Source organism: Mycetocola sp., assembly GCF_025464835.1.
Classification (GTDB): Bacteria; Actinomycetota; Actinomycetes; order Actinomycetales; family Microbacteriaceae; genus Mycetocola_A.
This window is the reverse complement of record NZ_JAODMP010000047.1, coordinates 73,269-87,901: the sequence shown is the minus strand read 5'-3', so window position 1 is coordinate 87,901 and position 14,633 is coordinate 73,269. Positions and strand designations below refer to the sequence as shown.

Here is a 14,633-nt window from a genome sequence, read left to right as displayed (position 1 = left end):
GGTGCACGGCTGGTTGCGGGGGTACGACGAGGTGAGAGTCGTCGAGGGTTCGTTCGACGAGAAGCGGATGGTCGCGCTGTTCCGGCGCGGGGACCGGCTTGTGGGCGTGATGGGGATTGGGGCGGCGAAGGTGGTGCGGCAGTGGCGCCAGCACGTCCTCGACGGTGCGGCGTGGGCATCCGTCGTTCCCGAGTAGAGAGTCCTGCGAGCGCGGGGGCGGCGGGTGGCATCGTGCACCGGCGCCCATGGGCGCCCGACCACACCCTCGGCACACAATGCTGTCGCCCGCCTGAGTTCGGCGCCTTTGGTCTTCTCCGGTGCCGACAGCTCGCACGATTAAGAGGAGATCGCACGATCTACCGGATGCTTTCGCGACGTCGGTCCTGCTAACCGTGCGACCTCCTGCAAAGCGTGCGACGAGGCATCCGGTGGCGGGTGGCGGTAAAGGTGGTTGAGGCGTCACACGTTGTCGCTCCCGAGCGCCCTGAACGGCAAATCGTGGCAACTCGACGGGATCGCCCCCTGGGATGACCAGTCAGGACCGGTCGGCTGAGCCCTCGCCCGCGTAGTGTTCGGCGAGCCGCCGGAAGCCCTCGTCGAGCGACACTGCGGGGGTCCACTCGAGGTCGGCGCGCGTGCGGCGCTGGTCGAACCAGTGCGCCGTCGACAACTGCTCGGCCAGGAACCGGGTCATCGGCGGTTCGTCGACCCCGGGCTTCACTTGCCAGACCGCCTCGATCAGCGACCCAGCGGTTCGGGCGACGGATGCCGGCACCCGCCACCGCGGGGACTCCACGCCGGCCGCGCCACAGATCCCGGCGAGCAGCTCGGCCACGGGCCGCGGCTCGCCGTTGGTCAGAACATAAGAGCGGCCGTGGACGGAATCGACTCGCGCGAGCGCCGCCGCGATGCCGGTCGCGGCGTTGTCGATGTAGATCGTGTCGATGAGGGCGGCACCGGAGTCGAGGAGCGGAAGTCGCCCTCGCCGCGCCCGCTCGACCACGCGCTCGACGAGCTGGGTGTCGCCCGGACCCCAGACCAGATGCGGGCGCACGGCGACCACCCGGAACCCGTCCGAGTCGGCGGCGAGTGCGAGCAGCTCCGCTTCGGCTTTCGTGCGGGCGTAGTCACCGCGGGCGGATGCGGGATCCGCGGGCAACGCGTCGCCGCCGACGATCGATGTTCCGGAGTGCGCTACCGACGGTGACGAGACGTAGACGAAACGCCCGACCCCCGCGGTCCGGGCGGCTTCGAGCAGGTTCCGGGTACCGCCGACGTTCACCAGGTCGAACTCGGCCGGGTCCCCGGCGAGAGATACCTTCGCAGCGAGGTGCACGATCGCGTCCTGCTCGGAGACCGCGCGCGCGACGGCATCCGGAGCGGTCACCGAACCGAGCGAATCCGAGGCGCCGGCGACCCCGGACGGGCGACGCTGGAAGCACCGAACCTCGTGCCCGCCAGCGAGAAGCTCACGGGCGACAGCGCGGCCGAGCAGTCCGCTTGCCCCGGTGACAAGCACTCTCACGGGGCGGTTCTCCGGCCGCCAGAGAGGATGCCCTCTGCCCAGGTGGACAGCGCCGACCGGTTGATCTTGGAATTGTGACGGATGTCGGTGGGCAGGTGCGGCACGACAAGAACGGCAGCGAGCGGCACGTCGACCGCAGCGCGAATCGCGGCGGCAAGCTCGGGGTTGGCAAGCGCGACCCGCCGGGCCTCGGGTGAGGTTTCGACCACGGCGACCACCTGCTGGACGCCACGCGGGCCGACACCGACGATGGCGGCGCGCACAACCTTCGAGACGGATTCGGCCTGGAGCTCCGGACCGACCGGTGTGACGATGCCGTTCGCGGTGACCAGAACGTGCGGCATCCGGCCTTCGACCCAGAGCCGTCCAGCGTCGTCGAGGTGGCCGACGTCACCGGTGCGGTGCCAGCGTTCCCCAGGCACCCCGCCCTGGCGGCTGGCCCGGTGGGTGAGCCACAACCGGTCGTAGTGATCCTCGACGTGGGGCGCGGAGACCAGGATTTCACCGGTCACGAGCGGAGCATCCGTCAGGGCACCGGTCGCGGCACCGTCGGCGTCGAGCGGCGAGATCCGCACCCGGCTGGCGCCGGATGGCATCCCGACGCAGACGCCGCCTGGCCCGGATGCCGAGGCAGCATCGCGGATGCCGTCGAGCGTGATGTCGGTCATCAGCAGGCCCTCTGTCATGCCGTACGGGGTGTGCGCTGTCGCCGAAGGCATGAGGGCAGCGATGGCGGCGAGCAGCGGTTCTGACACCGGAGCGCCGGCCGAGAGGAACTGTTCGACCCCGGCAAGCGCACGGGAGTCCTCGTCGGTGAGAGCGGCGGATGTCGCCACGACGTTCGCGACGGCTGCCGGCGACAGGAAGACGACGGTGGCGTCGACCGCTTTCACCGCGGCGGCGACGGCGGTCGCCGTGAGGGTCTTCGGAGAGGTGACGTCCATGTCAGGAGTTACCGATCGCGCACCGAGTGCCGGACCGAGCAGCGCGAACGGTGCGAATCCGGCGACCAGCCCTGTGCCGACTCCGACACCGTATTGCGCGGCGAGGGCGTCCCGCACGGCGGAGAGCTGCTCGTGCGTGTAGACGACGCCCTTCGCAGGCCCGGTGGATCCGGAGGTGAAGAGGATCGCGGCGGTGTCGCTCGCGGCTGGCGGCTCCGGCAGCTCCTCGTCCGAGCCGAGGGAGACGAGTTGCGCGAGCGAGAACGAGACGCCGAGGGCCCGGCGGGCGGGCGCGGCGAGTGTCGTCGTCGAGATCTTCTGTCCGGGCCAGCCGAGGGCGCGCGCGGCGGTCAGGCCGGGCAGGGCTCCGATGACGTGGTCAGGGCAGGCACCGCGGACCGCACGGGTGAGGCCCTTCAGCCCGAGGCCCGCGTCAGCGACGACGACGATCGCGCCGATGCGGAGGCAGGCGTAGAGCACGGCCACGAGGTCGGCGCTCGGCGGAATGAGAAGCGACACGCGGTCGCCCTTCTTCACACCGATCTGGTCCAGGCCGGAGGCGAGCTGACGCACCCGCTTGGACAACAGGCGCCAGGAGACGACGCGGGGGCCTGGCCCGCTCGACGGCACCATGTCGATGACCGCCGACTCGCCACTGTCCCGCAGGTCGTCAAGGTAACGCCAGAGCGGCGGGCGGTCGGGCTCGGGAAGCGCAACGGGGGCCGGCGGCTCTTCTGGGGTGCGGATGTTGTCGCCCAGCCAGGTGAGCACAGCCGAAACATAGTCGACGTCTTCGGCGACGAGGTGTCCGGCGCCTTCGAACCGGTGCACGTCGGCGTGTGGCATCCGGTCGAGGAGGTCGTCGAGGTACCGGTCGCTGAAGATCGGGTCTCGAGGCCCCCAGAGCATGAGCGCCGGAACGGTGAGTTGCGCGACTCCGGCGGCGATCCGGTCGAGTTCTGCACGGCTCCCATGGTCGAGGTCGACGGGGATGTCTGCAACGAAACCGCCGATGCCCACACGACGGGAGGCGCCGCGGTATGGGGCGCGGTAACCGTCCTTGATGGATGCCGGCAGGGGCGGGTGCGCCAGCGACAGCGTCGTTTCGAGGAAGGCAGAGGTCGAAACCGTCGCCAGGCCCAGCAGCGCTGGCTGGAGCGCGAGGCGCAACGGGGCCGGGATCGAGACATGCTCCGGCTGATGCACGGCGGTGTTGAGCAGCATCACACCGGCGAGAAGGTCAGGATGGCTGAGGGCCCAGCCGAGCGAGACCACACCACCCCAGTCGTGTCCCAACGTGAAGACCGGGCCGTCGAGGTCGAGTGCGTCGGTCAGGTCACCGAGGTCCTGAACCCTCCGGGCGAGCGGGCGTCGAGCGCCGGTGCGTTCGGAGAAACCCATGTCGAGCTGGTCGACCGCGATCACGCGCCACGCGTCTCCGCCCTCCGCAGCGGCGAGGGTCGCGGCGTCGACGAGGCGCCGCCACAGGTACGACCAGGTCGGGTTGCCGTGCACGCACAGGATCGTGCCGACAGGCTCGACGCCGAGTGCGGCGAGACGATCGGCGTTGTCGAGCACATGCCAGCCCCGGTCGACGGATGTTCCCGCCTCCGGAGCGCGCACGACGCGCGAGAACGCGGGGTCGAGGCCGTTCAGACCGGCAGGGGGAACGGTCGCCGGAGACGTCGCGCCGCCGGCGTCAAGCAGAGGGGGGATCACCAGGCGATTTCCATCATCGCGGTGTTCAGCCCGGAGCCGACACCCATGAGCAGGACCCGGTCTCCCGAGACGAGGCTCGCCGACTCCCGCTGCAGGGTGATCGGAATAGAGGCCGGTCCCACATTGCCGAGCCTCGGGTAGGTCAAAGGCACCCGCTTGCGGTCGATGCCGACGGCCTTGATGATGGCATCCGTGTGCACGTCGGAAACCTGGTGCATGATGTAACGGTCCATGTTCGACCAGGTCCAGTCCCGACGGGCTTCCTTCCACGCCGAGACCACGAGCTGCATGCCGCCCTTCAACAGGGCCTTGGCATCGGTGAACATTCCGTCGACGCTGCCGACACACAGTTCGTTGAACTGGGTGGCCGCGCGGGTGACACCGCCGAGGATGCGGTGACCTCCCGGGTTCGCGTCGGCCCGGCCGAGAACGGCAGCGGCCGCGCCCGATCCGAGCGTGAGGCTGGCGAACTCACTCATGAAGTCCTTGCGGCCGATCCCATCCCGGCCGAGGCGCTCGATGGTGTTGTTCTGGATGTCATCGGCGTCTTCGCCGTCGATGATCATCGCGTACTCGATCTGGCCTGAATCGATCAGCTGCGCCGCGAGGCTCATTCCGTTGACGAAACCCAGGCAGGCGTTTGCGATGTCGAAGTTGATCGCGGATGACGGCAGACCGAGACCGTGGTGCAGTTTGACCGCAACCGACGGCTCCAGGTGTTTGCGGGTCACCGAGGTGTTGATGAGCAGGCCGATCCGATCGGCGGACACTCCGGCTTCGGCGAGCGCCCGCTTGCCCGCGTCGACGGCAGCGGTATCGAAGGACTGCGTTTCGTCCCAATTGCGTCGTTCATGGACACCGGCGACGCGCTGCAGCAGGCCGGTCGGCAGCTTGAGTCGCTTGAGCACCGGCCTCAGCCGGGAGTCGATCTCCTCCGAGGTCGTGATGCGGGAGGCGAGGGTGGAGGCGACGGACAGCAACGCAACATTGCGGTGCGTCGTCGTTGCATTTCCATCCAACGGAACTCCCTGTCCAGTGCCACTTTCGCGAAACCGCGTTTCTGCGATTTTACGTCCCTGTTCCCTGATCGTTTACCGGGCTTGCGCATACCGTCGCATACTGCGTAGCGGCATCCGACCGGGATGTGAAAAGCCCCGAGGTGGCGAGACCTCGGGGCTACATGGGAAGAGGCTTGAGAGCCTTTCCCCGTAGCAGGAGCGGGATTCGAACCCGCGACCTCACGATTATGAGTCGTGCGCTCTCACCAACTGAGCTACCCTGCCGCGAAACTTCGCCCGGGCTGACCGAGAAAGTAACGAGCCCCGAGTCGGGTTTGAACCGACGACCTCTTCCTTACCAAGGAAGTGCTCTACCACTGAGCTACCGGAGCGTGACCATCAGAAAATGGCACCAGTAGAGAATAGCATCACTGAAGCGGCCGCTCTTACCGCCTGCAAGGATTCCCGCTCCGACATACGATGGAGCGAAGGATGATCGATGACTGAGAACGTGAACGCCCCAGCGCTCGACATTCTGCTCGGGAACCGTTATCGACTCGTCGACCTGATCGGATCCGGCGGGATGGCGTCGGTTTACCGTGCCCGTGACGAAGTCCTCGGGCGGGAAGTCGCGATCAAACTGTTCCGGGTGGCCTCCACCAACGCCGACGATTTCGAGCGCCAGCAGGGCGAGATCGCCATGCTCGCCGGCCTGGCCCATCCGGGTCTCGTGACCCTGTTCGACGCAGGCAACGACGAGACGGATCCCCTGCACCCGCGGTCGTACCTCGTGATGGAACTCATCCGAGGCGCCGACCTGCGAAACACGCTCGATAGCGGACCGTTGTCGAGCGATGATGTGCGGCACATCGGCGCCGACCTTGCTGATGCGCTCCACTACATCCACGAGCAGGGCGTCGTGCACCGGGACGTGAAACCCGCGAACATCCTTCTCGCGCATTCCCCCGGCAACGACACTCGCCCGCACCCCAAGCTCACCGACTTCGGAATCGCGAGGCTCGTCGACGGCGCCCGCCTCACCGCCACCCACTTCACCCTCGGGTCAGCCGGATACCTCAGCCCGGAACAGGCGCGTGGGGAGCAGGTCGGACATCCGACCGACGTCTACTCGCTCGGGTTGGTTCTGCTCGAATGTGCGACGGGACAGCGGGTGTTCACCGGCAAAGGCCAGGAGGCAGCATTCGCTCCCCTCACTCGCGACCCGGTGATTCCCGCCGACCTTGACCCGATTCTCGCGGAGACCCTCCGTGCGATGACGTCCCGCTCGCCGGAGTCCCGCCCGAACGCCCATGAGGTGGCCCTGGCCCTGCGCGGGATCGCCCCGATCGACGGTTTCCAGCGGAGCGTTGCACCCGATGCGGACGCGACCGCCGCCATGATGGTTCCCGCTGAGGCCCCGGGGGAGGCGACGCGCCTTCTTCCGCTCCCTGAGGCGGTGACGGCTGTGCTGCAGCAGGGTCCTCCCCCGCTTCCGGACACCACGGAGGCACCGGAACAGCCCCGTCCTGGACCCGCCAGAGCCACGGAGGCTTCGACTCGGGTTCGCCGTTGGCCGGCTCTCCTGCTCGCTGCCGTGCTGTGCGCCGTTCTCTTCACTGTTTCGATGTCGGTCGGCGCCTTCATCCCCCCTGCCGATACGGCACCTGGCGTCGAATACCCCGCGGTGCCCGGCACGATCGGGGAGCATCTCAAGGAATTACAGGAAAGCGTGGAGCCGTGAAGAAACTTCTGTCTGCCTTCGCCGGCGCCGTCCTCGTGCTTTCGCTGACCGCGGGTTGCCAGGCAACCCCGCCGGACATCGCTCCTGATCGAACCGAAGCCTTCCAGGCCCGGATTCTCGCTGTCACGTCGGCTGTCGCAGAGGGTGGATACGCGGCGGCGCTTGACGCGTTGTCAGCACTCGAAACCGAACTCGACGCCGCTGCTGCCGCCGGCAGCGTATCGTTCGCGCGACACCAGCGCATCGAAGCGGCTATGACGGTTGTGCGCGCTGACGTCCAGGCTGCCATCGATGCGCAAGCAGTGCCCGAGCCGGCCCCCGCCCCCGCTCCGAGGAAGACCGCGGCGCCCGTCGAGGAGGAGAAGGCCACTCCAGACACGGAAACCGACGCCGAGAAGAAGGCACGCGAGGCAGAAGAGAAAGCCGTCGAGGAAGCGAACGAGAAGGCAGAGGAAGAGCGGGAAAAGGCGGCAGAAAAGGCCGCCGAGGACTCCAAGAAGGCTGAAGAGAAAGCCAAGAAAGCCGAAGAGGACGCGAAGAAGAAGGCCGAAGAGGACGCGGAGAAGACGAGCGAACCTTCTGGCGACAGCGGCACCCCCGGCAGAATCGGAAAGGGTCAGATCGTCGACGTCGAGGACTGAGTTCCCGCTGCGTGGCCTGACCCTGTCGGGTTCCTGAGCTCGGCTCCGTCGCCTCGAGCCCGCATGAGGGAGTTCGGCGTCGTGCCCCGCGATTCCCGCTCGATTCGCCGCGCTCGATCGCGCCGGCACGACGCCGTCGAGCGTCGTCTGGCGCGCTCGAAAAGGGCGTGATCGCGCGCCTGGCGCGCTATGAAGGTTCTTCTGCCGGTGACCGAGAACGGCCGTGAGCGCTGCACCTTCGGCGACTGCATCCCCGTTCCAGTGCAGAAGCTGCGTTCCGGGGGTTTGTTTCCTTCTGTGTCGCGGGGCATGGTGCGCGGCGTCCGGCCGCCCATAAGCTCCCACACATCCCACGGCAGAGAAAGGCATGACCCTCATGCACAAACACACGTTGAAGACAGCCCAGTTGATCGCGGCAGGCGTCGCCGCGATGCTCGCGCTGTCCGGCTGCTCCGCCGGCGGATCGATCCAACCGGAGGCCGGCGCCAAGCAGGTCAAGGGCGGAACCGTCTCGTACGGCCACCAGCAGGAGCCGGCGTGCGTCTTCGGCGGGTGGATCGAACAGGCATACCTCTCGTACCAGGTCCTCGACAACCTCGTCTCACTCGACGACAACCACACGATCGTTCCGTGGCTCGCTGAGACCTGGCAGGCATCCGACGATCAGCTGACCTGGACGTTCACTCTCAAGGAGGGTGTCTCGTTCACCGACGGAACACCGGTGAACGCTGAGGCCATCGCCTATAACTTCGACTACTGGGCCGCCGGCGGCAACAGCACGGCCGCGGTCTGGCTCGGAGGGTATTACGAATCGGCCGAGGCACTCGATGAGCTCACCGTGCAGGTGAACCTTGCCAAGCCGTACCCCCTGTTCGCCGAAAACCTCACCCAGGCGTACTTCGGCATCCAGTCCAAACAGGCACTCGAGACCCGCACCGAGGAAGAGAACTGCGCGAGCCCCATCGGTTCGGGAGCCTTCACCGTCGGGGAATGGAATCGCGGTGAGAACATCGAGCTGCTCCGCAACGACGACTACACCTCACCGCCCGCCAACGCGCGTCACGACGGCGCGGCCTACGTCGAGAAGGTCGACTGGAAGTTCATCTCCGACGCGACAACGCGGGTGTCAGCGCTGCGGGCGGGCGAGGCTGATGCGATCTACGACGTGCCCGCGATCGAGTGGGCGGGGATCGGCGAGCAGGGCTACGACCAGCTCAAGTACGTGACCCCCGGCCGCCCCCAGCAGATCAGCTTCAACACCGCCAGGGGCATCTTCACCGACGAGAACCTGCGCAAGGCCTTCGTCTACAGCCTGGACCGCGAGAGCATCGTCGACACCATCGGCAAAGGCGTGATCCCCTACGAAGGTAACGGAGCGGTGAGCCGGACTACCCCCGGCTACAGCGAGAAAGCGGCGGATGCCTACAGCTTCGACCTCGAGAAGGCCAACCAGCTCCTCGATGCTGCCGGCTGGACCGAACGCGACGACGACGGTTACCGCGTCAAGGACGGCAAGAGGCTCGATGTCCTCTTCCCGTATTCCGGAGGAACCATCATCAACGCCGACGGCGCCTCCATCCTCCAGGGGGTGCAGCAGCAGGCGAAGGCCGCCGGCTTCAACGTCGACCTCATCCCGATCCCACCGAGCGCGGCGGCATCCGGGAAATACTCGGGTGTCGACGGTTACGACATCTCCGTCGGCTACTGGACGAGCGTGAACGCCGGCATCCAGTACATCAACTGGCGACAGAACCTGCCGGAGAGCCCCAACAACTGGAACTCCGCCTTCTACAACGATCCCCAGCTCGAGGACATCATCGTCCGCGCGAACTCGGCAGCGGATCTCGACGAGCAGAACGCACTCTACGCCGAGGCGCAGGAGTACATCGCGGACCGAGCGCTTTCCGTTGGACTCTACGACCGGCTGAGCACGTTGGCTGTGAACCCGCACCTCAAGGACGTCTGGCAGGAAAGCGCGCAGGGAGGACCGGTCTTCCATGACGCGTACTTTGTCGAGTAGACCAGCGGATGCCGCAACTGCGGCGCGACGGCCGATCCTCAGCCCGCGCGTGCGCCGGATCGTCGAGAAACTCGTCGCTGCCGCGGTCGTCCTCTGGGGAGCGGCGACCGCCGCCTTCCTTGCCCAGATCGCCCTTCCAGGGGACCGGGCCACGACGATCCTCAACGTCCGCTCCGGCCAGACCCAGCTGCGCACCCCGGAGGAACTTGCTTCGATCAACGCCGAGTACGGTCTGCAGAACCCGATCCTTGTTCAATACCTCGACTACGTCGGTGGGCTGCTCCGTGGCGACCTGGGGGTTTCATACCAGCAGCACCGGCCGGTATGGGGAATCATCTCCGAGCAGGTCGGCGCAACTCTCACCCTCACAGCGGTGACCCTCGTGCTCGCCTGGGTTCTCATGATCTTCTGGGTAACCCTCACCGCCGGGCGGGGCACGAAGATCCGGGCGCTTGGGTCGGGCGTCGACACGGTGACCGCCGGGCTTCCGCCCTACTGGCTGGGGATTCTCCTGTTGCTCGTGTTTGCGCTCGGTCTGGGCTGGTTCCCCGTCATCGGGGGAACCGGTGTCGACGGGATCGTGCTTCCGGCCCTCACCCTCGCGATTCCGCTCGCGGGTTTCATGGGGCAGGCCACCCGCACCGAATTCGAACGCTCACTCACCGCTCCGTTCATCATCACTGCCCGGATGCGCGGCATGAGCGATCTCAACATCCGGCTACGCCATGTTCTGCGTCACGCCATCCTCCCAGCCGTCACCCTGTCCGGTTGGGCGATCGGCGCGACCATCTCGGGTGCCGTCATCGTGGAGTCGCTCTTCACCCGACCCGGGATCGGGAGCGTTCTGATCACCGCCGTCGACTCCCAGGACCTGCCCGTCGTCACCGGTGTCGTCGTTCTGGTGGCAGCCACGTACGTGGTCGCCAATCTCCTCGTCGACCTCGCCTACACCGTCATCGACCCAAGGATGAGAAACTCATGACCGGAGTACTCGAACGGACCGTTGCGCCGGTACAGCGGCGACGACGCGTTCGGGTCGGCTTCCTCGCCTCAGCGGTCACAATCGGCGTCTTCCTCGCCGCCGCCGTGACACCGCACGTTCTCGCACCTTCCGACCCGTTCACCATGGACTTCACCCGTGCGTTGCAGTCGCCATCGCTCGCCCACTGGTTCGGCACCGACGAATCAGGCAGGGACCTGTTCAGCCGCGTGATCTACGGCGCGCGGGAATCCCTCGCCATCGGCGTCGGCGCCGCCGGCCTCGGCGTCCTCGTCGCCCTCGTCCTCGGCTCCATCGCGGCGCTCGCCGGCCGGATCCTGGCCGGGATCGTCAACCGCGTCATCGAGGTGCTGTTCGCCTTCCCCACCCTGCTTCTCGCGCTGCTGCTGGTGTCGATCCTCGGTTCCTCGCCGCTGACCCTGGTGATCGCTGTCGGACTCGGTTCGGCCCCCGGCTACGCCCGCATGGTGCGAGGCCAGATCCTGTCCTCGAAGAACTCCGGTTACGTCGAAGCCGCCCGAGCGCTCGGCCACGCCCGGTTCACGATCTTCCGCCGGCACATCCTTCCCAACGCGCTGCGCCCCCTCATCGCAATCTTCACCATGGGTGTCGGCCAGTCGATCGTCTGGGCGTCCGGGATGGCGTTCATCGGCCTCGGCGTGGCTCCACCGTCGCCGGAATGGGGCGCCCTTCTTGACGCCGGACGGGCGTACATCACCCAGGCGAGCTGGCTCATCGTCCTTCCCGGCTTCGTGATCGTGGTCCTCGCCCTGGCCGCCACCACGCTTGGCAAACACATCCAGTCCTCCCTTGAGAAAGGCGATGCATGATGACGATCCTCGATTCCTCGGTGCTCCCGGGAATCGGGCAGGGCCCCGCGGCTCGTCCGGTCCGGTTGAGCGTGAACAACCTGAACGTCGGTTTCTCCCACCACGGCACGGTCCGTCCGGTCGTGAGAAACGTGTCATTCAACCTCGAGGAAGGACAGTGCGTCGCGATCGTCGGCGAGTCCGGTTCGGGCAAGAGCGTCACCGCACGCACCCTGGTCGGTCTGACCGGCCAGCACGCTGTCGTCGACGCCGGCGGCATCCGTCTGGGGGACGACGACCTGACGGCGCTCTCGCCGAAGCGGTGGCGATCGATTCGCGGCCGCCGGATCGGCTTCATCCTTCAGGATGCGCTGGTCTCCCTCGACCCGCTGCGCCCCGTCGGCAAGGAGATCGAGGAGGCGCTCACGCTGCACGGCTGGGGCGACCGGGCCTCACGCAAACGCAAGGTGCTTGACCTGCTGGCCAGTGTCGGTGTTCCCGCTCCAAGGAACCGCGCACGCCAGCGCCCCGATGAGCTGTCGGGCGGATTGCGCCAGCGGGCGCTCATCGCATCCGCCATCGCCCTCGACCCCGAGATCGTGATCGCCGACGAACCGACGACCGCCCTCGACGTGACGGTCCAGGCCCAGGTGCTGCTCCTGCTCGAGGACATGAAGCGGCGCGGCACGTCAATTCTCCTGATCAGCCACGACCTGTCGGTCGTCGCCCATCTCGCCGACCAGATCCTCGTGATGAGCGGCGGTGAAGTGGTGGAGCAGGGCACAGCGCACTCGATCCTGACCGACCCGCAGCATCCGTACACTCAGGGCCTCATCAACGCGGTGCCATCCCGGGACACACGCGGTTCGCGCCTCGCCCCGGCCCGGGAGGTCGCGCCGGTTCACACAGCGGCACACGCCAACGACGACCATGCGGGGTTCGACGGCCCGGTGCTTGAGGCGACCGGCCTGGTGAAACACTTCACGGCACCTGACGGCAGCCGCACAGCGGCAGTGAACGACGTCTCGTTCTCGCTCGGCCGCGGTGAGACGCTCGGCATCGTCGGGGAGTCCGGCTCGGGCAAGTCGACGACCGCGCGTATTGCACTCGCGCTGGAGAACGCGGATGCCGGCACGGTGCGATTGCTCGGCCAGGACTGGTCTGCTATCCCTGAGACGCGGCGTCGCCGGCTGCGCAAACAGATCTCGGTGGTCTACCAGGATCCGCTGAGCTCGTTCGATCCGCGATGGAACACTGAGCGTATCCTCCTGGACAGCCTGCCGGCCGGCGCGTTCGCGACAGCGGCGCAGAGACGCGAACGGGTTCTCGCGCTGCTCGCCCAGGTCGGACTGCCGGACTCCGTGCTGCACCGGTTCCCGTTGCAGCTCTCCGGAGGGCAACGCCAGCGGGTCGCGATCGCTCGTGCGCTCGCTCCCTCCCCGTCCATCGTCGTGCTCGATGAGGCGGTGTCCGCCCTCGACGTTTCCATCCAGGCGCAGATCCTCGACCTGCTCGTCGACCTGCAAAGGCAATTCGGGCTCAGCTACCTCTTCATCTCGCACGACCTCGGCGTGATCAGCCATATGAGCGACCGGGTGCTCGTCATGAAAGACGGTTTCGTCGTCGAGAGCGGCACGGCCGACCAGATTTTCACCGCTCCGGCTCATCCGTATACGAAGGAGCTGCTCGGCGCCCTGCCGACACTCGACGAAAACCACTCCGTGTCCGTTTCGCCCGCCGCATCCGTCCCTCCCGCAACAGAAGGATCCGCACCATGAGGACGTCCAGGAAACCGCTTCATTTCAACGCCTTCGTGATGAACACGAACTCACACATCAACCACGGTCAGTGGCGGCGGCCGGATGCGCAGCAGACCGAATTCAACGACGTGAACACGTGGATCGAACTCGCCCGCCTGCTGGAGGAGGCGAAGTTCGACGCGATGTTCTTCGCCGACGTGTCCGGACACTACGGAGATTCAGACGCCGACTACGAGGTCTACGTGCGGCACGGCCTGCAGATCCCGAGCAACGATCCCACGGTGCTGCTCGGAGCGCTCGCCGTCGTGACCGAGAACATCGGGCTCGCCCTGACCTCGAACGTGATGCAGAACCACCCGTTCAACTTCGCCAGACAGGTGTCGACGCTCGACCACATCTCCAACGGCCGGATCGCGTGGAACATCGTCACCGGAACGCAGGACAACGGTGCCCGCAACTACGGCCTGCCGAAGCTCACCGATCATTCCGAGCGGTACCGTTGGGCCGAGGAATATGTCGACGTGACCTACAAGCTGTGGGAGGGCTCGTGGGACGAAGACGCTCTGCTCAAGGACAAGGAGCAGGGCATCTACGCCGACCCGAACAAGGTGCACAAGATCTACCACGAGGGCGAGCGCTACCGGGTCGAGGGACCGCACCTGCCGTCACCATCGCCGCAGCGGACACCGCTGCTGTTCCAGGCCGGTTCCTCAGGGTCGGGGCTCGCGTTCGCCGCACGCAACGCCGAGGCAGTGTTCATCATCTCGCCGACCCCTGAGGCGGCGGGGGCGCAGATCGCTGAGACCCGCCGGCTCGCCGTTGAAGCCGGACGCAACCCCGGCGACATCAAGTTCTTCCCCGGCCTGAGCTTCATCATCGGCGACACCGAGGAAGAAGCTCAGGCGAAAGCGCGGGAGTACGACAGGTATGTGAGCGTTGAAGGATTTCTCGCTCACTCGGCCATGGTCGATAGCGAAGGGCGGGTCTACGACCCCGAGACGCCGATCAAGGACATCGACACGAACACCACCAAGGGCTTCCTCGAGTGGGCAGCTCTCGCCATCCCCGACCGGGAACCGACCCTCGGCGACCTCGTGCGCCAGCGGGCCAGCGTGAACCGCGTCGTGGGAACCCCCGAGCAGATCGCCGACGAGCTCGAACGGTGGCAGGATGCCGGCGTGGACGGCATCAATGTCATCAACTGGGTGATCCCGGGCTCATTCGCCGAGTTCGCCGCCAAGGTACTCCCGGTCCTCCGCGAGCGAGGGCTGGCGCAGAAGGAATACGCGCCTGGCACGCTCCGCGAGAAGCTCTTCGGCGAACCGCGACTGAATGAGCGTCACCCCGCTGCCGCCTACCGCGGCGCGTTCACGACCGGGCCGACGACGTGGGATGGGGTAGACGAGCGGCGACGCGCTGAGGCGCAGGACGAAGCGCAGACCGCGAGGGTGTGAGGCGCGGTCGGTGGGCGGTTCG

Annotated in this window: 10 protein-coding genes, 2 tRNA genes and 1 pseudogene; 8 read left to right on the top strand and 5 right to left on the bottom strand. The window is 67.0% G+C overall.

Features of this window, described 5'->3' with window-relative positions:
- A pseudogene (locus JWP90_RS06015) lies at nucleotides 1-196 on the top strand (hypothetical protein); the annotation flags it as partial.
- 339 nt (nucleotides 197-535) lie between these two features.
- On the opposite strand, the gene JWP90_RS06010 reads toward JWP90_RS06015, so the two are convergent.
- The 5 genes from JWP90_RS06010 to JWP90_RS05990 form a co-directional block, all read right to left on the bottom strand.
- Entirely contained in the window at nucleotides 536-1,525 is a 990-nt protein-coding gene (locus tag JWP90_RS06010; protein ID WP_297361059.1) for an NAD(P)-dependent oxidoreductase, read from the bottom strand.
- Nucleotides 1,522-4,188, bottom strand: coding sequence for an alpha/beta fold hydrolase (locus JWP90_RS06005; RefSeq protein WP_297361056.1), 2,667 nt, complete (start codon nucleotides 4,186-4,188; stop codon nucleotides 1,522-1,524). Before JWP90_RS06005 ends, JWP90_RS06010 begins: the two co-directional genes overlap by 4 nt.
- Nucleotides 4,185-5,207, bottom strand: a complete 1,023-nt coding sequence (locus JWP90_RS06000; protein ID WP_297361053.1) for a 3-oxoacyl-ACP synthase III — start codon at nucleotides 5,205-5,207, stop codon at nucleotides 4,185-4,187. Before JWP90_RS06000 ends, JWP90_RS06005 begins: the two co-directional genes overlap by 4 nt.
- A gap of 190 nt (nucleotides 5,208-5,397) precedes the next feature.
- Nucleotides 5,398-5,471: transfer RNA gene (locus JWP90_RS05995), tRNA-Met, on the bottom strand.
- A 35-nt stretch (nucleotides 5,472-5,506) separates the two neighbouring features.
- A tRNA-Thr gene (locus tag JWP90_RS05990) sits at nucleotides 5,507-5,578 on the bottom strand.
- A gap of 107 nt (nucleotides 5,579-5,685) precedes the next feature.
- Here JWP90_RS05990 and JWP90_RS05985 point away from each other — a divergent pair.
- The 7 genes from JWP90_RS05985 (at nucleotide 5,686) to JWP90_RS05955 (ending at nucleotide 14,611) form a co-directional block, all read left to right on the top strand.
- Nucleotides 5,686-6,927: a serine/threonine-protein kinase gene (locus JWP90_RS05985; protein WP_297361050.1), complete on the top strand. Its 1,242-nt coding sequence runs from the start codon at nucleotides 5,686-5,688 to the stop codon at nucleotides 6,925-6,927.
- Nucleotides 6,924-7,568 (top strand): hypothetical protein, encoded by a 645-nt coding sequence (locus JWP90_RS05980; RefSeq protein WP_297361047.1) that lies wholly within the window; start codon nucleotides 6,924-6,926, stop codon nucleotides 7,566-7,568. Before JWP90_RS05985 ends, JWP90_RS05980 begins: the two co-directional genes overlap by 4 nt.
- 367 nt (nucleotides 7,569-7,935) lie before the next feature.
- On the top strand, nucleotides 7,936-9,588 hold the full coding sequence (locus tag JWP90_RS05975; protein ID WP_297361045.1) for an ABC transporter substrate-binding protein: 1,653 nt from the start codon (nucleotides 7,936-7,938) through the stop codon (nucleotides 9,586-9,588).
- The gene (locus JWP90_RS05970; RefSeq protein WP_297361042.1) at nucleotides 9,566-10,570 is read left to right on the top strand and encodes an ABC transporter permease; all 1,005 of its coding nucleotides are present in this window, start codon (nucleotides 9,566-9,568) and stop codon (nucleotides 10,568-10,570) included. Before JWP90_RS05975 ends, JWP90_RS05970 begins: the two co-directional genes overlap by 23 nt.
- Complete coding sequence (locus tag JWP90_RS05965) at nucleotides 10,567-11,418, top strand: ABC transporter permease (protein WP_297361039.1); 852 nt, start codon at nucleotides 10,567-10,569, stop codon at nucleotides 11,416-11,418. The genes JWP90_RS05970 and JWP90_RS05965 overlap by 4 nt, the downstream gene beginning before the upstream one ends.
- Entirely contained in the window at nucleotides 11,415-13,175 is a 1,761-nt protein-coding gene (locus tag JWP90_RS05960; protein WP_297361036.1) for an ABC transporter ATP-binding protein, read from the top strand. The genes JWP90_RS05965 and JWP90_RS05960 overlap by 4 nt, the downstream gene beginning before the upstream one ends.
- Entirely contained in the window at nucleotides 13,172-14,611 is a 1,440-nt protein-coding gene (locus JWP90_RS05955; protein WP_297361033.1) for an LLM class flavin-dependent oxidoreductase, read from the top strand. Before JWP90_RS05960 ends, JWP90_RS05955 begins: the two co-directional genes overlap by 4 nt.
- Nucleotides 14,612-14,633: the final 22 nt, after the last annotated feature.